18 protein-coding genes are annotated in these 20,200 nt (G+C 73.8%); 8 read left to right on the top strand and 10 right to left on the bottom strand.

What is annotated here, in order from left to right:
* Positions 1-2 precede the first annotated feature (2 nt).
* Complete coding sequence (locus tag FXF51_RS21630; RefSeq protein ID WP_222871399.1) at positions 3-2,117, top strand: beta-galactosidase; 2,115 nt, start codon at positions 3-5, stop codon at positions 2,115-2,117.
* A gap of 49 nt (positions 2,118-2,166) precedes the next feature.
* Here the strand turns inward: FXF51_RS21630 and FXF51_RS21625 are convergent, their stop codons facing one another.
* Genes FXF51_RS21625 through FXF51_RS21600 form a run of 7 tightly spaced genes read right to left on the bottom strand, consistent with a single transcriptional unit; the run spans position 2,167 to position 8,640 of the window.
* A complete protein-coding gene (locus FXF51_RS21625) occupies positions 2,167-4,398 on the bottom strand; it encodes an HtaA domain-containing protein (RefSeq protein WP_148436341.1) in 2,232 nt (743 codons plus the stop codon).
* A 3-nt stretch (positions 4,399-4,401) separates the two neighbouring features.
* Positions 4,402-4,572 carry a hypothetical protein gene (locus FXF51_RS60890; RefSeq protein ID WP_187414493.1) on the bottom strand — a complete coding sequence of 57 codons (171 nt, stop codon included), beginning with the start codon at positions 4,570-4,572 and terminating at the stop codon, positions 4,402-4,404.
* A gap of 1 nt (position 4,573) precedes the next feature.
* On the bottom strand, positions 4,574-5,170 hold the full coding sequence (locus tag FXF51_RS21620) for a class E sortase (protein WP_148436340.1): 597 nt from the start codon (positions 5,168-5,170) through the stop codon (positions 4,574-4,576).
* The gene (locus tag FXF51_RS21615; protein ID WP_148436339.1) at positions 5,167-5,997 is read right to left on the bottom strand and encodes a heme ABC transporter ATP-binding protein; all 831 of its coding nucleotides are present in this window, start codon (positions 5,995-5,997) and stop codon (positions 5,167-5,169) included. Before FXF51_RS21615 ends, FXF51_RS21620 begins: the two co-directional genes overlap by 4 nt.
* Positions 5,994-7,022, bottom strand: a complete 1,029-nt coding sequence (locus FXF51_RS21610) for a FecCD family ABC transporter permease (protein WP_148436338.1) — start codon at positions 7,020-7,022, stop codon at positions 5,994-5,996. Before FXF51_RS21610 ends, FXF51_RS21615 begins: the two co-directional genes overlap by 4 nt.
* Positions 7,019-8,032 (bottom strand): hemin ABC transporter substrate-binding protein, encoded by a 1,014-nt coding sequence (locus tag FXF51_RS21605; RefSeq protein WP_148436337.1) that lies wholly within the window; start codon positions 8,030-8,032, stop codon positions 7,019-7,021. The genes FXF51_RS21610 and FXF51_RS21605 overlap by 4 nt, the downstream gene beginning before the upstream one ends.
* The gene (locus FXF51_RS21600; protein ID WP_148436336.1) at positions 8,029-8,640 is read right to left on the bottom strand and encodes a hypothetical protein; all 612 of its coding nucleotides are present in this window, start codon (positions 8,638-8,640) and stop codon (positions 8,029-8,031) included. Before FXF51_RS21600 ends, FXF51_RS21605 begins: the two co-directional genes overlap by 4 nt.
* 111 nt (positions 8,641-8,751) lie before the next feature.
* Between FXF51_RS21600 and FXF51_RS21595 the strand changes: the two genes are divergently transcribed.
* The 4 genes from FXF51_RS21595 (at position 8,752) to FXF51_RS21580 (ending at position 12,558) form a co-directional block, all read left to right on the top strand.
* Positions 8,752-9,585, top strand: a complete 834-nt coding sequence (locus FXF51_RS21595) for a hypothetical protein (protein WP_148436335.1) — start codon at positions 8,752-8,754, stop codon at positions 9,583-9,585.
* A 73-nt stretch (positions 9,586-9,658) separates the two neighbouring features.
* The gene (locus tag FXF51_RS21590; RefSeq protein ID WP_148436334.1) at positions 9,659-10,675 is read left to right on the top strand and encodes a hypothetical protein; all 1,017 of its coding nucleotides are present in this window, start codon (positions 9,659-9,661) and stop codon (positions 10,673-10,675) included.
* Positions 10,676-10,768: 93 nt separating this feature from the next.
* A complete protein-coding gene (locus FXF51_RS21585) occupies positions 10,769-11,689 on the top strand; it encodes a WxL protein peptidoglycan domain-containing protein (RefSeq protein ID WP_148436333.1) in 921 nt (306 codons plus the stop codon).
* Between the two features lie 26 nt (positions 11,690-11,715).
* Positions 11,716-12,558: a hypothetical protein gene (locus FXF51_RS21580; RefSeq protein ID WP_148436332.1), complete on the top strand. Its 843-nt coding sequence runs from the start codon at positions 11,716-11,718 to the stop codon at positions 12,556-12,558.
* Here the strand turns inward: FXF51_RS21580 and FXF51_RS21575 are convergent.
* The gene (locus FXF51_RS21575) at positions 12,555-13,697 is read right to left on the bottom strand and encodes a hypothetical protein (RefSeq protein ID WP_262379716.1); all 1,143 of its coding nucleotides are present in this window, start codon (positions 13,695-13,697) and stop codon (positions 12,555-12,557) included. The two genes, FXF51_RS21580 and FXF51_RS21575, sit on opposite strands and share 4 nt — an antisense overlap.
* A 320-nt stretch (positions 13,698-14,017) precedes the next feature.
* Between FXF51_RS21575 and FXF51_RS21570 the strand changes: the two genes are divergently transcribed.
* Positions 14,018-15,361: a hypothetical protein gene (locus tag FXF51_RS21570; protein WP_148436331.1), complete on the top strand. Its 1,344-nt coding sequence runs from the start codon at positions 14,018-14,020 to the stop codon at positions 15,359-15,361.
* A gap of 46 nt (positions 15,362-15,407) precedes the next feature.
* Here the strand turns inward: FXF51_RS21570 and FXF51_RS21565 are convergent, their stop codons facing one another.
* Complete coding sequence (locus FXF51_RS21565) at positions 15,408-16,358, bottom strand: hypothetical protein (protein ID WP_148436330.1); 951 nt, start codon at positions 16,356-16,358, stop codon at positions 15,408-15,410.
* 48 nt (positions 16,359-16,406) lie between these two features.
* Between FXF51_RS21565 and FXF51_RS21560 the strand changes: the two genes are divergently transcribed.
* Together FXF51_RS21560 and FXF51_RS21555 are read left to right on the top strand one after the other, a co-directional pair.
* Positions 16,407-17,024 (top strand): TetR/AcrR family transcriptional regulator, encoded by a 618-nt coding sequence (locus tag FXF51_RS21560; RefSeq protein ID WP_187414492.1) that lies wholly within the window; start codon positions 16,407-16,409, stop codon positions 17,022-17,024.
* Complete coding sequence (locus FXF51_RS21555) at positions 17,021-18,352, top strand: MFS transporter (RefSeq protein ID WP_222871398.1); 1,332 nt, start codon at positions 17,021-17,023, stop codon at positions 18,350-18,352. Before FXF51_RS21560 ends, FXF51_RS21555 begins: the two co-directional genes overlap by 4 nt.
* On the opposite strand, the gene FXF51_RS21550 is transcribed toward FXF51_RS21555, so the two are convergent.
* Positions 18,342-19,601 (bottom strand): serine hydrolase domain-containing protein, encoded by a 1,260-nt coding sequence (locus FXF51_RS21550; protein WP_262379715.1) that lies wholly within the window; start codon positions 19,599-19,601, stop codon positions 18,342-18,344. The genes FXF51_RS21555 and FXF51_RS21550 overlap by 11 nt on opposite strands.
* Positions 19,602-20,200 lie beyond the last annotated feature (599 nt).

Raw genomic sequence — 20,200 nt, 5'->3', positions numbered from 1 at the left:
CCGTGTCGCGAGTGCTCTTCGGCGCCGCCTACTACCCCGAGTACCATCCCAGCGAGCTGCTGAAGACCGACCTGGACCTGATGGCCGAGGCCCGCTTCTCCGTGATCCGCGTGGGCGAGTCCGTCTGGTCCACCTGGGAGCCCGAGAACGGCCGCTTCAACCTCGACTGGCTGCAACCCACCCTGGACGGCGCCCACGAGCGCGGCATCGGCGTCATCCTCGGCACCCCCACCTACGCCGCGCCGCCGTGGCTGACCCGCCTCTACCCGGAGATCGCGGGGGAGCGGGAGACCGGGCGGCGCATCGGCTGGGGCGCCCGCCAGGAGATGGACTTCACCCACCCGGCGTTCCTCTTCCACGCCGAACGCGTCATCCGGCGCGTCGTCGAACGGTACGCCGACCACCCGTCGATCATCGGCTACCAGGTCGACAACGAGCCCGGCCTGCACCTCCTGCACAACCACGGCGTCTTCCAGCGCTTCGTGGACCGGCTGCGGCACCACTACGGCGACGTCGAGACGCTCAACGAGGAATGGGGCCTGGTCTACTGGTCGCACCGGCTGTCCACCTGGGCCGACCTGTGGACCCCCGACGGCAACGCCCAGCCCCAGTACGAGCAGGCGTGGCGGCGTTTCCAGGCCGACGAGGTGACCCGCTTCATCGGCTGGCAGGCCGGCATCGTGCGCGAGTACGCCCGCCCGGAACACTTCGTCACCACCTGCATCGCCTACGACCGTCCCGCCGTCGCCGACGACGAGCTGACCGCCGCGCTCGACGTCACCGCCGGCAACCCCTACTACGCCATGCAGGACGGCCTCGCCCTGCCCGCCAGGCCGCACGCCGCCCAGGACTGGCGCACCCGCGACACGTGGGCGTTCTACCGGGTGGCCGACCGCATGTACTCCTCCCGGCAGGAGCCGTTCCTCGTCACCGAGACCAACGCCCAGGCCATCGGCGCGCCCTGGGTCAACCAGCCCGCCTACGACGGTCAGTGGCGGCAGGCCGCCTGGGCGCTCGTGTCCCGCGGCGCCTCGATGATCGAATACTGGCAGTGGCGGACGCTGGTGTTCGGCGCCGAGACGTACTGGGGCGGGGTGCTGCCGCACAGCGGGCGGCCGGGGCGCACGTACCGGGAGGTCGCCCGGATCGGGGCCGAGCTCGAGCAGGCCGGTGACCTGGTCGAAGGCCTGACGCCGGACGGTGACGTCGCCCTGCTGTACTCGCACCCCAGCAAGTGGGCGCTCGCCGCGCAGCCCCCCTTCCCGGAGGCCGGCGGCGGGCCCGACCGGCGCTCGTACGAGGCCGTCTTCGACGCCTTCTACCGGGGTGCCTTCGACGCCGGGCTGCAGGCGCGGGTGCTGCACGCGGGGCAGGCCGTGGGGGAGGAGCCCGCGGTGGTGGCCGGGCGGCACCCGGTGCTGGTGGCCGCCGGGTTGTACGTGGCCGACGACGCCACGCTCGACTGGCTTGCGGCGTACGCGGCGGCTGGTGGGCACCTCGTCATCGGGCCGCGGACCGCTTACGCCGATCATGAGGCCCGGGCGCGGCGGGAGGTGCAGCCTGCGCGGCTGGCGGAGGTGGCGGGGGCTTGGTACGAGGAGTTCAGCAACCTCGACGGTGAGCTGCCGGTGCACGCGGTGGAGGGCTCGCCGCTCGCGTCGCCGGGGGGCGCGGTGACGCCTGCCGTGCCGGACGGTGACCCGGGTGGCTGGGCTGCCACGCGGTGGGCCGATGGGCTGCTGGCCGGGGGAGCCGACGTGCTGGCCACCTACCGGCACCCGCACTTCGGCCGCTTCGCCGCCGTCACCACGCGCGCGCACGGCGCGGGCCGCATCACCTGCGTCGGCACCCTCCCCAACCCCTCGCTCGGGCAGGCCCTGTTCCGGTGGCTCGCCCCGGGCACCAGCCCGTGGCACCCGGCCCCGTCCGGCGTCACCTCCACCGGCGCGACGGCGCGGGACGGGCGGCGGGTGCGGTTCCTGCACAACTGGAGCTGGGCGGAGACCGCCGTGACCGTCCCTGTCGCGGTCCGCGACGTGCTGGACGGCAGTGAGCATGCGGCGGGGGCCGAGCTGCGGCTCGGGCCGTGGGACGTGCGCGTGCTGGTAGAGGCATGACCAGACCCCTGTGCGGCCACCGTCACGGTGGCCGCACAGGTCGCCCAGGCTACGACAGCGTCAGCGTCAGCGTGGCCGTGTAAGCCCCCGCCCGGGTGCCGTCCGGAACCTGAAGGCTGAGGCCGGCCGAGCACGCGCTGACCCCGCTCCCGCTACCGGCACCGGCGGCACAGAGCGTGGCAGCCTGCCCCAGCCCCGCCCCCGGGCCGGGCGCGGCGTTGCCGTCCGTCCGGGGAACCCACCCCAGCGATCCGGCGGCGATGGTGCCGCCGCCGGTCGAGGTGAAGTCGGTGACCTGCCCCACCAGGCTCCATCCCGCCGCAGTTCCGCGCAGGTCGGTGACGGTGGCCGGGTTGAGCTCCCCGGACGCCGACTGCCCGGCGGAGACGTCCGGCAGGCTGGCTCCGGTGCCCGCCACGCTGAGCGACAGCGGCCCCGCGACCACCTCGGCGGCGAGCGTCTGCGTGGCGGAGCCCGCCCCCGGACTCCCGACGCTCAGGGTGGCGGCCGCGGTGGCGATGGACCCGGCCACGTTCGTGAAGACCGCGCGGTACCGCGTCCCGTCGGCCCCCGCCCGGACCGTCAGTGTGGCGCTGTCCGCACCGGGAACGGCGGCCCACTGGCCGCCCTCGGCCGCTCTGCTCTGCCAGGCCACCGTGGGCGCGGGCGTCCCCGAGGCGGCCGCGGTGAAGGTGACCTGCTCGCCCTCCCGCGCCGTGACGTCCTCCGGGTCGCGGGTGACGGCAGGGGAGACGTTGCGGGTCAGGACGACGAGGCGGTCCTGGCCGTCGTCCGGCACGTACACCTTGTCATCGGGCCCGATGGCGATGCCGCGCCGGGCGACCCCGCCCGCGATGCCCTCCTCCACCAGCTCGCCGTCCCGGTAGACCAGCACGTCCGAGCCGAGCGCGCGAGCCACGTACAGGTCGCCGGTGCGCGGGTTGACCTGCATGGCCGTCTGGTAGAGGACCGTTCTGAACGTCTGCACGCCCGACGATGTGATCTTGGCGGCGTTGCCGAAGAGGCTGCCCGCGTAGAGCGTGCCGTCGGGTGCGAAGGCCAGGAGCCCGTAGGCGTCCTCGGCGACCGTGGCGGGAGCGAGGTCACCGGGAGCGTGGCGGACGATGCCGGGCTTGACGGCCGCCCCCGTGTAAGGGGTGCCGTCGGGGGCGACGGCCACGGACGAGGCGTACGGCCGGTTGACGGTGGCCGAGCGGGTCCACGTGCCCTCGCCGTCCCGCGTCAGGACGGAGAGCTTGGCGTCGCTCAGGTTGCCGCCCGCCTCGTAGTGGATCACGTAGGCGCGGTCGCGGCCGAGGTCGAGCGCGAGGTCCTGCGCGTAGGTGGCGCCCAGGTCGAGCAGCTTGGCGCCGTCGGCGCGCCACAGCGCCACGGTGCTCTGGTCGCCGGCCTGGGCGTAGGTGCGCCCGCTGAGCACGTACGCCTCGCCGCTGCCAGGATCGACGCGGACGAACTGCGCGCCCGGGATCTCCACGGCCGTGCCTCCCGGCACCGTGGTGACCTTGCCGCCTCCCGCCACGTAGACGCGGTTGCGCCGCTGGTCGACGTCCACCGAGGCGATGGCCAGGCCGGGCGGGACCGGCTCGGAGGTGTGCTTGGCGGTGCCGGGCGGCGTCCACTCCTCCCCGGGCTCGCCCGGTCCGCCCCCCGCCCCTTCTGGCACCGGGGCCGTGGAGCCGGGCGCCGGAGAGCCGGTCGGGCCGTCGTAGGCGACGGTGAGCGGGTCGAGCGGCTCGCCTTCCGGGTAGAAGTCGGCGAAGGCGGGCACCCCGGCCGCGCTGAGGGTGGCGGGCATGGCGCCGCTGGTGGCTTCCGGGGTCAGGGCGGCGAAGGCCACCAGGGGGTAGGAGATGGGCTTGGTGCCGTCCAGCGGGAGGCTCGTGACGTCGGCGTACAGGGTGCTGCCGGTCTCGCCGACGGCCACCTTCGGGTTGGCGACGACCAGGTCCAGCGCGCCGTTGTGACCGGTGAAGCGGACCTGACCGGAGAAGGAGAGCAGCGCGGTGCGCTGCCCGGTGTCGTAGACGCCCTCGGTCAGCGGGAAGCGGAAGGTGCCGTCCGTGTTGACGGTGGCGCCGTCGCCGGCGGTGATGGTGCCGTGAGCGATGGAGCCCGTGATGTAGGAGCGGAAGCGTTCTTTGACGCCCCAATCCAGGGAACCCTCGTCGATGGCGATGGTGCCGGCGTGTGCCGACGGGGCGGCGGTCAGCACGGCCGCCGCGGCCAGGACCGAGGCGACGAGGCTTCGTAGTACGCGCATGGGTCAGCTTTCTCGGGTCGGTCCGACGACGCTGTCGTCGAAGGGAAGCAGGCTCTCGGCCCAGGGGAAGATCACGAACCAGAGCAGGGCGGCCACGGCGGCCAGCAGCACCGCGCAGCACAGCAGCCGGGTGCCGGGCCCGCCCGGCAGGCGCCGCCAGAGCCAGGCGTACATCTCAGACGTCCTTCCTGACGGTCTCGGCCAGCTCCGCGTGGACGACCAGCCGCTGGTGGTTGGCCATCTTGGGATGGCAGGTGGTGAGCGTGAGCAGCCGCTCGCCGGGATCGGCGGCCAGCACGTCCACCGCGTCGGGCGTCACGACGAGCTGCTCCGTGACGCGGTAGACGTAGGAGGCGCCGCGCGTCCGCACCACGATGGGGTCGCCCTCGCGCAGCCGGTCGAGGTCCCAGAAGAACGCCGGGATCCGGTGGGCGGCGACGGCGAAGTTGCCCTCCTGGCCCGGATGCGCGGTCTCCGGGTAGTGGCCGGGGCCGCGCCGCAGCGCCTTCTGCGACACTCCCTCCACCACCACCCAGCTCTTCTTCAGCCGGGGGATGCTCATCCGGCTCACCGGCTCGGCCTCTTCCCGGGAAGCGGGCACGGCAGCGGGCGCGGTGGTGGTGGCCCACACGGTGGACAGGCGGGCCTGCTGCTCCTCGATCTCGCCGTCCGTGCCGTACAGGCCGTACACGGCGAAGAAGGTCAGCACGATCCCGCAGGTCAGCACCAGCTCGCCGAACGCCCCGGCGGCGCGTGCCGCGAGCAGCCTCATCGCCGGGCCACCACCAGCGGGATCCCGGTCCTCGGGTGCGGGATCACCTCGATGGCGTGCCGGTAGACGTCCGACAGCAGCTCGTCCGTGAACACCTCGGCCGGGGCGCCGCAGGCGGCCACCACGCCCTCCGACAGGACCGCCGCCCGGTCGGCGTACGCGGCGGCCAACGCCAGGTCGTGCAGCACCACGACCACCGCGTCACCCACCGCCGCCTGCTCCTTGGCGATGGACAGCACGGCCTCCTGGTGGCGGATGTCCAGCGCCGCCGTCGGCTCGTCCAGCAGGACCAGGGGAGCGCGCTGGGCGAGCACCCTGGCCAGCGAGACCCGCGCCCGCTCGCCGCCGGACAGCTCCTGGAACGGCCGCGCGCGGAACCCGGCGGTCGCGGTGCGCTCCAGCTCCGCCTCGACGATCTCCTCGTCGTAGCGTTCCTGCGGGGTACGCGCCCACGGCGCCCGGCCCATCATCACCACCTCCTCGACCGTGAACGGGAAGGACAATCCGGGCTGCTGCGGCAGGACGGCCCGGCGCAGCGCCTGCTCGCGCGCCGTCCACCCGGACACGGGCCGCCCGTCGAGGCGCACGGTGCCGGACGCCGGCCGTTCGTCCCCGGCCAGCACCGACAGCAGCGTGGACTTGCCCGAGCCGTTCGGCCCGACGAGGGCGAGCACCTCGCCGGCCCGCACGTCCAGGTCCACCCCGCGCAGCACCTCGGCCTTGCCGTAGCCGAACCGCACCGCACGGACCGCGGCGTACACCGCCCCGGCGGGCGGGCGTGCGGGGGCGCCGGATGCCGTCCCGGCGGGCGGGCGTGCGGGGATCATGCCCAGCCGCCCTGCTTGGCCCGCGTACGCATCAGCAGCCAGAAGAAGAACGGGCTGCCGACCAGCGCGGTCAGCACGCCCAGCGGCACCTCGGCGGGCGCCGCGACCGTCCTGGCCACCAGGTCGCCCACGGTGAGCAGCACCGCCCCGCCCAGCGCGCTGGCGGGGATCAGGATGCGGTGCGCGGGCCCGGTGACCATGCGGACGAGCTGCGGCACGACCAGCCCGACGAACGTGATGATGCCCGCGACCGCGACCGCCGCCGCGCTGAGCAGCGCGACGAGCACGATGCAGATCAGCCGTACGCGCTCCACGTCCACCCCCAGATGCCGGGCCGGCCGTTCGCCGAGGGAGAGCAGGTCGAGCGGCCGGGCCAGCCGGGGCGCGGCCAGCAGCCCCAGCGCGGCGCACGGGACGACGGCGAGCACCGTCTGCCAGGTGGCGCCGCTCAGGCTGCCCAAGGTCCAGAACGTGATCGAACGCAGCTCGGCGTCGTCGGAGAAGAACGTCAGCAGGCCGATGACCGCGCCGGTGAAGGCGTTCAGCGCGATGCCCGTCAGCAGCAGCGTGATCACCTCGGCCCGGCCCCCGCTCCTGGCCACCAGGTAGACGCCGACGACCGACGCCAGCCCGCCGGCGAACGCGGCGGCGCTCACCGACCAGGTCCCCAGCAGCGTGAACCCGGTGACGATCGCCAGCACCGCGCCCATCGCGGCCCCTGAGGAGATGCCGATGACGCCGGGCTCGGCCAGCGGCGTGTGGAAGACGCCCTGCATCAGCGCGCCCGCCACGCCGAGGCTCGCGCCGACGAGCACGCCGAGCAGCACGCGCGGGAAACGCACGTCCCACAGGACGGTCTCGGTGAGCGGGTCGAGCGGCGCGCCCGCGCCCAGTCTGTGCAGGACGGAGCCGAGCACGTCCGACGGGCCCGCCGGGTAGGCGCCGCTCGCGCCGGAGGTCAGGAACACGGCGGCCAGCGCCCCCGCCAGGACGGTGACGAGCAGGGCGCCACGACGGGATCTCATGCCTGGTGCATCCGTTCCACCAGGGACTCCAGGACGCGGGCGGTGCGCGGCCCGAAGTTGAGCAGCGACCCGTCCTCGACGTCCACGACCCGCCTCCGCTGCCCGGCGGGCGTCTGCGCGATGCCCTGGATCTTGACCAGGCCGTCGATCCCGCCGACCGACTGCAGCCCCTTGCTCATCACGAGGATGACGTCGGGCCGGGCGGCGATGAGCGCCTCGCTGGTGATCGGGGTGAACGCCTTCGTCAGGCCCATCGCCGTGCCCGCGTCGATGCCGCCCGCCGCCTCGATCATCGAGTCGGCGCCCGATCCCCTTCCGCCGATCAGGTAGACGCCCGCCGTGCCGCGCAGGTAGAGGAACGCGACGCGCGGCCTGGCCGCCCCGGCGGGCGCCTTCGCGCGCGCCGCCCTCACCTGCGCCTCGGTACGCCCGGCCAGCCGCTCTCCCGCTTCGGCCACCCCCAGGGCCCGGGCGATCGCCTCGATCCTGGGGGCCACCTCGGGCAGGCTCCAGGCGGGCTTGACGATGACGACGGGGATGCCCGAGCCGCGGAGCTGCTCCATCGCCTCGGGCGGGCCCGTCTCCTCGTCGGCCAGGATCACGGTGGGGCGCAGGGACAGCACGCCCTCGACGGAGACGTCGTGGGCGCGGGTCACCAGCGGGAGGTGCGCGGCCTCGGGGAAGGTGGCGGCGATGTCCCTGCCCACGACGCGGTTCCCCAGGCCGAGGGTGAAGACGACCTCGGAGATGGCGCCGGTGAGCGGGAGGATTCTGGACGCGTCGGTGATCGTGACCTGCTTGCCGTCGGCGGAGGTCACTTCGGTGGGGAGCTTCGGTTCCGGGGTGCCGGGGAGGATCTCCAGGGGTGGGGCCGAGGGCTGCTGGGCCGCCTGGGCGGGTGTGGTGGTGGCCAGGGGCGGCCGTGCGGTGGCCGCGCAGGCGCAGGCGGCGACGAGCAGGACCAGCAGCGACGCCACCCGGGGTGCGCGGAGCCGGAGGGGAGGCCTCATGCTCGCCTTCTCCGCCGCACCACGACGACCGCGCTCGCGGCGGCACCCAGCAGCAGCACTCCACCGCCACCCGCCGCCACCGCGACCGTGGGGAACCCGCCCGAGAACGTGACGGGCACGAACACGTCCTGCGTGCGATCGGCGGTGCGGGTGTGATCGGCCCGGGTGACGACCGCGCAGGCGACCTCACGGCAGTCGAACACCTGCGACCCCTCGGCGGCCACCCCGATCACCGGGCTGATCTTGAGCTGCACGGTGAACGAGCCGCCCGCCCCGTACGCCTGCGCCAGCCCCTCCCCGTACTTGGGCGGGTTGGAGGAGATCCACTTGGACGAGCCGGACGCACCCGACATGTCCACCCCGCCACCGCAGGGCGTGGGCAGCTCGCCGGGCTTCGGCAGGACGCAGAAGGCGACGTAGACGCCCTTGGCGGGGTCGTAGCCCGACCCGGTGACGGTGACCGTCTGCCCGTCCGGGGACAGGCCGTCTGCCTGGGAGACGGTGAGCCGCTGACCGGCGCCGCCAGTGGCGCCCGGCGCCGGCGAGAGGGCGAGCGCCAGGGGGAGCAGCAGCAGGCCCCAGGCGCCAGCTTTATGACGTCGTGTCATCAAAATGTTGACTTTCTCCCTCGCGAGGTGATCCAATACACCGGCCAACTTAGGTAAGGCTCACCTAACAAGAGCGAGATCAATGTACATGGGAGACAAGGGAGTGTCCACGTGTGGGTTACGGCCCGACCGCTGATCGCGGCGGGAATCCTGGCGAGCGTGATCTGCCTGCTCGCGGGCCCGGCGCGCGCCGCCGACGAGTCGGCGACGGGTTCTCAGGGGCAGACGCTGACGGTGTCCGGGGCGGCGCTCGCGCCGGCCGGTCAGGAGATCACCGTCACGGGCAAGGGCTACGACATCGCCAAGGGCATCTACGTGGCCGTCTGCGTGGACAAGGGCGCGGGGCAGCTCGCCACGCCCTGCGTCGGCGGGGTCGACATGAGCGGCAGCAGCGGCAGCTCCAAGTGGATCTCCTCCAACCCGCCCGACTACGGCAAGGACCTCGCGATGCCGTACACCGACGAGGGCGGCGGCAAGGGCGGCTTCAGCATCAAGCTGAGCGTCAAGCCCAGGGACGAGATCGGCACCGACTGCACGGCGGCCGGGGTCACCTGCGTCGTCTACACCAGGGCCGACCACACGCGCAGCGCCGACCGTACGCAGGACGTGCGGATCCCGCTCACGTTCACGGGAGGCGGCTCCACGACTCCCAGCGCGAGCCCGTCCGTGAGCCCTTCGGCCAGCGCCAGCCCGTCGGCCAGCGCCAGCCCGTCGGCCAGCGCGAGCCCGACGTCCACGCCGGAGGTCACGCCGAGCGGCGACACCGACACGCAGATCGACGCCAAGGTCGAGCAGACACCCACCCCCAAACCCACCAAACGCACCCAACTGGCCAAGACCGGCGTGGACGTGTGGATGGCCACCGTGATCGGGCTGGCCGTCCTCGCGGGCGGCGGAATGCTCATGTTCATCGGCCGTGAGATCCGCGCCGGCGCCCGCCGGTAGAGACGTCGCCGGAGCCTTTCCGGCGCGACCGGGGCGTCACGCCCCGAAACCCCCATCACAGGAAGTGAGGAACATGAGCACCATGAAGCTGCGGCGCGCCGCAGTGGTGGTGACCGGCATGGCGCTCGCCCTCGGCTCGCTGGCAGGACCCGCCCTGGCGGACGTCGACGCCACCGGGCCCGAGGGCCAGACGCTGACGGCCGCCAAGGCCGAGATCGACCCCGCCGGGGAGAGCATCCGGGTCACCGGGACCGGATACGACATCGCCAAGGGCATCTACCTGGCGCTGTGCGTGTCGAACGGCGCGGGGCAGGTGGCCACGCCGTGCGTGGGCGGCATCGACATGACGGGGCAGAGCCACGGCATGTACTGGATCTCGTCCAACCCGCCGCCGTACGGGGTCGGCATCGCCAAGCCGTACACGGACGAAGGCAACGGGAAGGGCGGGTTCGACCTCAACCTGGACGTCAAGGCCGTGGACGACCAGGGCACCGACTGCACCGCGGCCGGTGTGCAGTGCGTCATCTACACCAGGGCCGACCACACGCGGGGCGGCGACCGTTCGCAGGACGTGCAGATCCCCGTCACCTGGAAGACCGGCGGCGGCGACCCGGACCCGGATCCCGATCCGGACCCGGGCACCGGCCCCGTCGCCTCGGCCGACCAGACGCTGTCCGTGAACGTCACCGGCGGCGCCCTGTCGCTGTCGGTGGCGGGCAACGCGGTGGCCCTGTCGGCCGCGACGGTCGGCGGCACCGCCACCGGCCAGATGAACACCGCCACCGTCACCGACCAGCGCGGCAGCGCCTCCGGGTGGAGCCTCGTCGGTCAGGTGGGCGACTTCACCGGGGACGCGGGCACCATCCCGGCCGCCCAGCTCGGCTGGACGCCCACCGCCACCGGTGACGGCGTCACGCCGGGCGGCACGGTGCAGCCGGGCACCGGGTTCGGCACGGCCGCCGCGCTGTGCACCGCCGCCGCCGGCAAGGGCGCCGGCGCGACGGACTGCGGCGCCGGGCTCAACCTCGGCATCCCGTCCGGGGCCAAGCCGGGCAGCTACAGCGCCACGTTGACGCTCACGCTGTCGTAAGCGGGGTGGTGGACGCCTCAATCGTCCACCACCCTCACCCCGAAGGCTAACGGCCCGGCGACCACCCATCCCCTCTTCGTACGAAGGATCACCATGAAGCAGCTCGTCGCCGCACTCGCCCTGCTGGCCGGCTGGGTCATGCCCGGCGGCGCCGACGAGTTCCGCTGGGCGGTGCAGCCGTCCTCGGCGAGCGGCCCGACCGGCCGCGACTACTTCGTCTACGACGTCCAGCCAGGTCAGACCCTCACCGACTACGTGGCCGTCACCAACCTCGGCACCGAGCCGCTGACCGTCAACGTCTACGGCACCGACGCCTTCACCACGTCCGACGGATCGTTCGCGCTGCTCACCGCCGACCGAGGCCCGACCGACGCCGGCACCTGGATCGCGGTCTCCACCGCCACGCACACCATCGCGCCGGGCAAGCGGGCAGACGTCCCGTTCGCCGTCACCGTGCCCGCCGACGCCACCCCGGGCGATCACGTGGGCGGGGTGATCGGGTCGGTGTCGGGGGAGGCGCTGTCGGGCGACGGGCAGCGCATCAAGGTCGACAGGCGGGTGGCGGCGCGGGTCTACCTGCGGGTGGCGGGGCCGCTGCGGCCCGCCATCCAGTTCACCTCCCTGGACGTGGCTTACGACAATCCGGTCAATCCATTCGCCGGGGGCGGGGCCGAGGTCACGTACACGCTGCGGAACACCGGCAACGTGCGGCTCGGCGCGGGCAGCCAGGTCAGCCTGGCGGGGCCGCTGGGGTGGGCGCTCGGGGAGCGGGGCAAGGAACTGCCCGAGGTGTTGCCGGGGAGTTCGCTGACGGTCAAGGAACGGTTCGAGGGCGTGTTCCCGGCGGGGCGGGTCACCGCCACGGTGGAGCTCAGCCCGAGAGTGGCCGTCTCCGAGCCGATCGCGCGTGCCGCGAGCCGGTGGGCCGTGCCGTGGCTGCTGCTCGCCGCCTGCCTGGTCGCCGTCGCCGCGACGGTCGTCGCGCTGCGGGTCCGCCGCCGGCGGCGGCAGTGAGGGTGGCGGCCATGAGGGTGGCGGCTATGAGGGCGGCGGCAATGAGGGCGGCGATCCTGCTCGTGTGGGCGCTGATGAGCCCACTGCTCGGCATGACACCCGCGTCCGCCGGCGCCTCCGCCGGCGCGCCCGCGATCAGCCTCGATCGGGCACAGGCCACGGCCGGTGAGATGATCACCGTCACCCTGTCCGGCTGGCCCCAGGGCAACGTGCTCATCGAGCTGTGCGGCAACGACCGCCGCGCGGGCTCCGCCGACTGCGCCGTCTCCACCGGCGTCACCACCGTCGTCCTCACCGCCGGCACCGCCACCGCCTCCCTCACCCTCTCACCCCCGCCGGCCGCATGCCCCTGCGTGATCGCCGCCACCGGCGTGGCAGCCGCCACCACCGTGACGACCCCCCTCACCTTGACCGGCGCTCCCCAGGCCGCGGCGCGACCCGCCGCACCCGCCCGCCTGGACCCCGAGCTCACGATCGTGAACACGAGCCTGCCCGACGGCCCGTCGTGGTGGTGGCTGTTCGGCCTGTCCGGCACCACCCCGCTGGAGATCACGATCAGGAACGACGGCGCCGCCCCCGCCACCGACCCCCCGGTCACCCTGGCGGCAGGGCCCAAGGGCGCGCCAGGCGCGACGATCACCCCGCCGGAGCTCGGCACGATCCGACCTGGTGAGCAGCGCACGGTGCGGGTGGAGGTGCCGCTGGAGGCCCCGGTGTTCGGCGCGTTCGAGGTGTCGGGCACGATCCAGGACGCGGCCGTCCGCACCGGCGACTCCGTCTACCCGCTCGGGCTGCTCGCCCTCCTGGTCATCCCCCTGCACCTGACGACCGCGTGGATCGTGTTCTCCGTCCGGGTTCCCCCGCCCTAGTCCCACCCCGTCAGGCATTCCCTGCCCTCGTCCCACCTCCAGCGCACGTCGTGGCCGGTCAGGTGGACGCCGCCGATCCACCGGTCGATCCCGTTGAGCGTCACATGGTCGGCTTCGCCGGCCAGCACCCGCGCGCCGATGCCGGTCAGGCGGACCTCGGTGGCGGGCCCGGCGGGGCCGTCCGCGGGCAGGGCGGACAGCAGGGGGTGCGGGGCGCGGGCGAGGCGGTCGATGGCCGCGTAGCACCAGGTGTCGCCGAGGTAGGGGCGGGCCTCACGGGCCGAGGCGCGCACGAACACGTCACCCGCAGTGGAGCTCGCCGTGGAGCCCGCCGTGGAGCCCGCAGTGGAGCTCGCCGTGGGCGCCTGCGCCGCGGCGGCGAGGATGCGGCGTTCGGTGAGGGAGAGCCCGTCGCGGGTCGAGGGGTACTCGCGGCTGAGCCGGTCGAAGGCCTCCCCGAGGAAGCGCAGCTCGCTGGAGCGGACGGCGGCGATGGCGGGCAGGCCGTCAGGCGCGGGGGCGCGGAAGGCGGCCCACGCCCGTGTGGCCAGGTCGAGGGCGTCCGGGGTGAGGGTGGCGCAGGCCCGGGTGGCGGGCAGCTCGGCGAGCTGGTCGGGCCGGAGCTCGCCGAGGCCGCCGAAGCGGGCGATGCCGGGATGCTCCCCGATGCAGATCAGCGTGACCCGCCCGGCGGGCACCTCCAGCTCGGCCAGGCGGGACAGGATCTGCACGATCTGGAGCTGGTCGTACAGGTCGGCCTCGAACCACAGCACGTACTCGCCGTCGCGGTGCGCCTCCACGGCGGCGTCGCGCCGCTGGAACATGCGGGTGCCCTCCGCGTGGTCGTCGGCGTCCGCGCCCATCAGGAACGCGGTCCTGACCCGGCGCAGCTCCTCGTGCGCCAGCGCGGGGACGGGCCCCTCGTGCAGCACGTCGCGCCAGTACACGATGTGCCTGGCCAGGCCGGTGCCCGCCAGGTCGGTGCAGTCGCCGTTGCTGATGTGCAGCGCCGCCGCCATCCGCTCCTCGGTGGGCGTGGGCTGCTCGCCCAGCAGCCGGCGGCGCGCGATCGCGTACGACTCGCCGGTCTTGGCCATGCGGGCGCGTACCCGCCGCTTGAAGTCAGCGTGCTTGGTCATGGAACGTCTCCCGCGCGCCCTCCGCTCGCCCCCCAGCGGCCGCGGCGGCGGGCGCGCGCCCCGGGGGACGGCTGCGCTCCGCCCGAGAGGTGAGCCTCCCTTTGCCTCCTGGAGGTGACCCGGCTGGGGCAGGTCGCCGGAGGTTGGGCGCGGACGGCCGCCACCGCCCATGCTATCCGCACCCTGCTCGATCACCATGGACATCGCTGGTCAATGTGCTGTCCTGGCTGGTCAACGCGCGGCGCCGTACAAACGACCTCAGACACCGACTGAGGAGGCAGCATGATCAGCTTGACCGGCGCCGCGGAGCGGAGGGCGCCATGACGCTCCGGCGCTTAGGCCCGCGCAGGCTCCTGGCCGTCGCCGTGACCGCCGTCGCGGTGATCTCGGCGGGCACGCTCCAGCTCGGCGGCGCGACCGCGTGGGCCGCCACGGCGGCCAGCCCCGAGTCGCCCGACGAGCTCTTGGACCCCGAGGAAGGCTTGGACCCCGACGAGGGCTCGGATCCCGGCGAGGGCTTGGATCCGGACACCACGGAGAAGGACTGCGACGTCTCGGACGCCGAACCCGGCGAGTCGGCCCTCGAGGTCACCGCGATCACCCCCGACCGGGTCCCGCGCAGCACCAGCCCCAAGTACGCCAAGGCCGCCAGGGACGACAGGGTCAGCATCCCGCGCCTGAACGAGGCGAACGTCCAGCAGCGTTACCTCACCGTCGAGTACCTGCTGCCGACCGGCGTCGAGCTCACCTGCGTCCGGGTGGACCTGCTGAACACCAGCCCGCAGGCCGGCAGGCCGGTGCTGCAGACGGTCACGCGCGCGGCGCCGACCGCCGACGGCGGCGAGGGGGTCAAGAGCATCGGCAGGGACGAGCTCAAGGTCCGCGCCACCTTCGACGAGCAGCACCCCTCCAAGGTCAAGGGCAAGCCGTCGGAGGTGACCCGCGTCGGGTACCGGGTGAGCCTGTTCGGCAAGGACCGGGACGGCACCGTGATCACCGCCCGCAAGGACTCCGCGGACTTCTTCCCGCTGTGGCGGATGCCCGCCGGGTTCGACCGGTACGGGCAGCGCGACGACAAGCGCGGCGGCGACGACTGGTGCTCCTCCTTCGCCCACGGCTGGCTGTCCGTCGCGGCCAACAAGGCGCTGCTGCCGCGCATCAACGACATCTCCGGCGAGCACGCGCGCAACCTCGGCCACGGGACGCACCTGACCGGCAACGACATCGACGCCTTCCACCCCTACCGGTTCTCCGGCGTGGACGCCGGCGCGCTCGGGTCGGGCGGCCTGAACTACAACAGGCTGGTCGCCGCCACCAAGGCCGCGATGAACGCCGACGAGGACGGGCTCCGCCAGGTCACGGAGTGGGCGGAGGCGACCAGGACGCGGCTCGGCAAGCTGATCGACAACAAGAACGTGGTGCGGATCTACTACGCAGCCGGGAGCCAGGTCAAGGGCGATGCGCGGTTCGTGACGGGGTGGGCGAGCGCGTTGCTCAGGACCGGCAGGTACGAGTTCACGGACGCGAAGAAGGAGAGCAAGGAGGTCGATCTCGGGATCGGCGCCTGGAGCCGGATCGACAACCAGGTCATCAGGGCCAAGGACTTCAGGACCGATCACAACGACCACATCCACGTGGCGTTGAGCGAGACACGGAGGAAGTGACCGGCACGGGTGGCGCGCCGCCCGCGCCGCCCGCGCCGCGTGGCGCTCAGGCGTAGCGCCCGGCCAGCAGCCGGAACGCCTCCTTGGGCTCCCACGACGTCGCCCCGGTCACCCGCACCACCCCGTAACTGGCCGCGTCGAGCTCGCCCGGCATGTCGAACTGGGCGAAGGTGTTGACGAACACGCTGTCCACCCCCTCCTGCTCGAACACGTCCATCACCTCCCGCAGGTACCCGGCCTGCTCCCCCTCGTCCCGCGCCAGCGCCCGGGACAGCCCGGCGGGCCGGTGCCCGTCGTACCGCACCACCTCCGTCCCCCGGGCCCCGAGATCACCGCCGCCCCGGAACGTCATGCAGCCCACCTCGGTGATCGCCACGGGCTTGCCCTGCGCGACCAGGCCGCGCACGCCGTCCCGATACCGGTCGGCGATCTCCGCTGACCGGTACAGGTCCACCCCGACGATGTCGAACAGCTCCCAGTTCACCGACTCGAAGGGGATCGACGCGTAGGTGATCCTCCCGTCGAACCGCTCCCTGACCACGGTCACGGCGTCCTCCAGGAACGCGTTGACCAGCGCGGGCACCCGCCCGAGGTGCGCGCGCAGCGTCTCCGGCTCGGACAGCAGCCCGACCCGGTCGCCGATCGTGTCGCCGGGCAGGAACCCCCGGTTGAGCAGGCTGTGCTCCGCCCCCGCCACGAACACCATGCCGGTGCCGTCGATCCGCCCGGCGCAGTCGGCGAACAGGTCGAGCAGCTCCGGCGGCGTCAGGTCGGCGGTGAACGGCGAGAACCACACCTCCAGCCCGGCGGCGACGGCCTCGCGGGCGGCGGCCTCCAGCCTGCCGGGGTTCGAGCCGATGATCCTGACGGCGGTGCAGTGCAGGTCGCGCGCGATGGCCTGGAGGTCGTGCCGCACCGCGCCGAGGTCGAACGTCTGCCTGGTGTCGTGGTCGCCGATCACGATGCCGGTGTCGTACACGATGCCTTTGCCCCGCATGTCGTCATCCCTTCCGCAAGGTACGGTCCGTACCGTACCCTGCTGTGCATGAGGCGTCGAGGTCAAGAGCTGGAGCGGGCCATCCTCAAGGCCGCGCAGGACGAGCTGCTCGAATCCGGATATGCCGGGCTGACCATGGAGCGGGTCGCCGAACGGGCGGGCACCAACAAGAACGCCCTCTACCGCCGCTGGCCCAACCGTGCCGCGCTCGGCGTCGCCGCCTACGCCGAGCTGGCCGTCACCCGCACGGTCATTCCCGACACCGGCAGCCTGCGCGGCGACGTCCTCGCCCTGCTGCGCGCCGCCAACAGCCACTGGTCGTCGCCGCTCGGCGAGATCCTGCGCGGCCTGCTGTCCGGCGCGGCCGACGACCCCGAGCTGCTCGCCGTCCTGCACTCGCGCGCCACGGACGGGGGCGCGGGGATGTGGCAGGACGTGCTGCGGCGGGCGGGCATCGAGGTCACGCCCAGGGTGGCGACCGTCGCGATCGGGCTGCTGCGCAACGAGTTCGTCACCCGGGGGGCGCCGACCGTGCCCGACGAGGTGCTGGTCGAGATCGTCGACGAGGTCTACCTGCCGCTGGTCACGGGGCCGGCTCGTGCCGTGGATGCGCGGATCGAGCAGAATGGGCAGGTTGATCGGGCCCGGCAGGAGGAACAGGCGTGAGCGGTACGACGGCGGAGCCCGGCGGCAAGGACGCGAGCGGTACGGCGGCGGGGCCCGGCGGCAAGGACGCGAGTGACCCGGCGGCGGGGCCCGGTGGCAGGGACGCGAGCGACCTGGCGGCGGGGCCGGGCGGGAGGGGCACGCCACCCGAGGCGGCCGGCGCGGGCGGTCACGCGCCGAAGCAGGCGTTGTGGCCGCTGTACGCCGCCGGTTTCACCACCGCGTTCGGCGCGCACGGCATCGCCGCCAACCTGGGCGGCTTCGCCGAGGACGCCGTCACCTCGCTCCTGGTGCTCGGCGGCCTCCTGGCCCTGTACGACGGCGCCGAAGTCGTGCTCAAGCCCATCTTCGGCACCCTGGCCGACCGCGTCGGCGCCAAGCCCGTCCTCCTCGGCGGCCTGATCGCCTTCGCCCTCGCCTCGGCCCTGTACGCGATCGCCGACAGCCCCGGCTGGCTGTGGGCGGCCCGCCTCGGCCAGGGCGCCGCCGCCTCGGCCTTCTCCCCATCGGCCTCCGCCCTGGTCGCCCGCCTCACTCCGGCGACGGGCCACGGCCGGGCCTTCGGCGGGTACGGGTTCTACAAGTCCATCGGCTACACCCTCGGCCCCCTCCTCGGCGGCGTCCTGGCCTGGATCGGCGGCCTGCGGCTGCTGTTCGTGGTGCTCGCCGTGCTGGCCGCCGTGGTCGCCTGCTGGGCGGCGCTCGCCGTCCCCGCCACGCCGCCACTGCCGAAGGCCAGGCAGACGCTGCTCGACCTGGCCCGGCGGCTGGCCGACCGGTCCTTCCTCGCGCCGACCGCCGCGCTGGCCGCCGCCACGGCCGCCCTGTCCGTCGGGGTGGGCTTCCTGCCCGTCTCCGGCGCGGCGACGGGCCTCGGCACGGTGGCGACGGGCGCCGCCGTCTCGGTGCTGGCCGCCACCGCCGCCTTCGTCCAGCCGTGGACGGGCCGCGCCCTGGACGCGGGGCGGCTGACCGCCCGCACCGGCATGATCGCGGGCCTGGCCGTCACCGCCGCCGGCCTGCTGTGCGCGACGCTGCCCGGCCTGATCGGGGTGCTCGCCGCCGCTGTGCTGATCGGCGCGGGCACCGGCCTGATCACGCCGCTCGGCTTCGCCGCGCTCGCCGCCGCCACCCCCCGCGAACGGCTCGGCCAGACCATGGGCTCGGCCGAGCTGGGCCGCGAGCTGGGCGACGCCGGCGGCCCTTTGCTGGTCGCCGGCGTCGCCACGGTCGCGGGGCTGCCGTACGGCTTCGCCGTCCTGGCCCTCCTGCTGGCCGTCGCCCCGGTCGTGGCCGTCGCGACCCGTCCGAGACGCGTCAGCCCTTGATCGGGATCCTGTCGAGCAGGAGACGCGGGAACGGCGGCGCGGCGTCCGCGGTGGCGTCCGCGGTGGCGTCCACGGTGGCGTCCACGGTGCCGCACGTCGCGGCCTGGAAGTGCGCCACCACCGCCGCGTCGATGGGATGCGGCACCGGGTTGCCGCCCTCGTCCACCCGCTGATAGCCCGTCAGGTTGAACCCGATCGAGACCTGCCGGTTCCCGTCCGCGCTGGTCACCGACACCGTGGTCATGCCGATGACGCCTCCCTCGTGCCCCCAGAACCGTCCGCACGGCAGGTCGGCGGGCACGAGTCCGAGCCCGTAGGCCGCCACGCCGTCGCCCGCCCGCAGGGGGACCGTCTTCTGCATCTCGGCGAGCAGCCGCGCGTCGAGCAGCTCGCCGCGCAGCAGCAGCCGGTAGAAGCGGCTGAGGTCCTCCATCGTCGAGGTGATCGCGCCCGCCGTTCCCGCCCAGGACATGTCGTAGACGCTGTAGTCCTTGGGTGGGTCGATCAGCCCCGACAGCCCCTCGTACGCCTTGGAGTGCGGGCCGGGGATGTGCGGCGTGCGCGGGAACGACGTGTGCCGCAGCCCCGCCTTCCGGATCACGTGGTCGGTGATGTACCGCTCGGCCTTGACGCCCGTCACCTTCTCCAGCAGCAGGCCGGCGATGAGGTAGTTGGTGTTGGAGTACTCGCCGGGCAGCGCCCCCGGCTGCCCGGTCGCGGGGGCCGCCAGCGCCAGGCTCACCAGCTCCTCCGGCCGCCAGGTGCGGAACTGGTTGGCGTCCAGGTCCTCGACCCGCTGGAAGATCAGATGGTCGTAGTCGGAGATGTGGCTGGTGTGGTTGAGCAGCATGCGGACGGTGATCCGCTCGCCGCGCCCGTCCTGGATCAGGCCGGGCAGGTAGCGGGCGACGGGCGCGTCCAGGTCGATCGTGCCCTTGCCGGCCTGCTGCAGGACGGCCACGGCGGTGAACGTCTTGGTGATGCTGCCCACCCGGTGCACCAGGTCGGGGCGTACCGGGCGGCGCGTCTCGACGTCGGCGACGCCGGCGGCGCCCTTCCAGCTCTGCCGGCGTCCACGACGTGCGAGTAGGTGCCGTACATGCCGGCCTCGTGCACCGCGTCCAAGGTCCGGCGCAGGTTCTCCCTGTCGAGCCCGCCGCCGGCCTGAGCGGCGGTGGCGGTGCCGGCCAGGGTCACGGCGCCCAGCGATAACGCGGCGAGGAAGGCGGTCATGGCGCGTTTCATGCATCCTCCTCAGGATCTGAGGGTTTCGATGGTGGACCGTGGGCGGCCGGTCAGGCCATCCGGCTGGAGGACGAGCGGGGCGTCATCCTCAGGTACCGGGGATTTGTCCACGCAGGTCGTGGTCAATGCCGGTCATCGTGGCGAGCAGGCCGGTCATCGTGTCCGGTCGTATTCAGGAGCGGAGAGCCGCTCCGAGGGAGGGCGGCATCCGGGATCCAGGGGGCCACTATGACGAGCAAGAGATCGGCGGGTGGGCGGCACAGGCAGGGACAGCGGCCCGTGCCCGCGTCGCCGCCGCCTGAGCCGGAGCGGCGATCCGCGGGGGGTGAGGAGGCGGCGGCCACGGTGCAGTTCCGGCAGGTCCGTCCGGTCGCCATCCCACCGCCCCGCCGGACGCCGCCCCCGGCGCCGACGACCCGCCCGGCTGGGGGCGCAGCCGCAGCGCCGTCGTCCCGCCCGGCGGAGGGGCCCGCGCCGTCGCCCCGCCCCGTGGAGGCGCTCCGTCCGGCGGAGGCGTCCCGTCCAGGAGAGGGGCCGCGTCCAGCAGGAGCGCCCGCGCCTTCAGCCCGCGTCCAGCATGCCGCCGCGACTCCGGCGACGGCA

The sequence above is a fragment of the Nonomuraea sp. PA05 genome (genome assembly GCF_008086045.1).
Taxonomy (GTDB): Bacteria; Actinomycetota; Actinomycetes; order Streptosporangiales; family Streptosporangiaceae; genus Nonomuraea; species Nonomuraea monospora.
The sequence above is the reverse complement of the archived record's forward strand: the minus strand, read 5'-3'. Positions and strand labels throughout refer to the sequence as shown.

What these genes read in the sequence shown, in the direction of transcription:
- FXF51_RS21625 (WP_148436341.1), bottom strand. Translation starts at nt 4,398, where the DNA reads ATGCGCGTACTACGAAGCCTCGTCGCCTCGGTCCTGGCCGCGGCGGCC.
- FXF51_RS60890 (WP_187414493.1), bottom strand. Translation starts at nt 4,572, where the DNA reads ATGTACGCCTGGCTCTGGCGGCGCCTGCCGGGCGGGCCCGGCACCCGG.
- FXF51_RS21620 (WP_148436340.1), bottom strand. Translation starts at nt 5,170, where the DNA reads ATGAGGCTGCTCGCGGCACGCGCCGCCGGGGCGTTCGGCGAGCTGGTG.
- FXF51_RS21615 (WP_148436339.1), bottom strand. Translation starts at nt 5,997, where the DNA reads ATGATCCCCGCACGCCCGCCCGCCGGGACGGCATCCGGCGCCCCCGCA.
- FXF51_RS21610 (WP_148436338.1), bottom strand. Translation starts at nt 7,022, where the DNA reads ATGAGATCCCGTCGTGGCGCCCTGCTCGTCACCGTCCTGGCGGGGGCG.
- FXF51_RS21605 (WP_148436337.1), bottom strand. Translation starts at nt 8,032, where the DNA reads ATGAGGCCTCCCCTCCGGCTCCGCGCACCCCGGGTGGCGTCGCTGCTG.
- FXF51_RS21600 (WP_148436336.1), bottom strand. Translation starts at nt 8,640, where the DNA reads ATGACACGACGTCATAAAGCTGGCGCCTGGGGCCTGCTGCTGCTCCCC.
- FXF51_RS21590 (WP_148436334.1), top strand. Translation starts at nt 9,659, where the DNA reads ATGAGCACCATGAAGCTGCGGCGCGCCGCAGTGGTGGTGACCGGCATG.
- FXF51_RS21585 (WP_148436333.1), top strand. Translation starts at nt 10,769, where the DNA reads ATGAAGCAGCTCGTCGCCGCACTCGCCCTGCTGGCCGGCTGGGTCATG.
- FXF51_RS21580 (WP_148436332.1), top strand. Translation starts at nt 11,716, where the DNA reads ATGAGGGCGGCGGCAATGAGGGCGGCGATCCTGCTCGTGTGGGCGCTG.
- FXF51_RS21575 (WP_262379716.1), bottom strand. Translation starts at nt 13,697, where the DNA reads ATGACCAAGCACGCTGACTTCAAGCGGCGGGTACGCGCCCGCATGGCC.
- FXF51_RS21570 (WP_148436331.1), top strand. Translation starts at nt 14,018, where the DNA reads ATGACGCTCCGGCGCTTAGGCCCGCGCAGGCTCCTGGCCGTCGCCGTG.
- FXF51_RS21565 (WP_148436330.1), bottom strand. Translation starts at nt 16,358, where the DNA reads ATGCGGGGCAAAGGCATCGTGTACGACACCGGCATCGTGATCGGCGAC.
- FXF51_RS21560 (WP_187414492.1), top strand. Translation starts at nt 16,407, where the DNA reads ATGAGGCGTCGAGGTCAAGAGCTGGAGCGGGCCATCCTCAAGGCCGCG.
- FXF51_RS21550 (WP_262379715.1), bottom strand. Translation starts at nt 19,601, where the DNA reads ATGCATGAAACGCGCCATGACCGCCTTCCTCGCCGCGTTATCGCTGGG.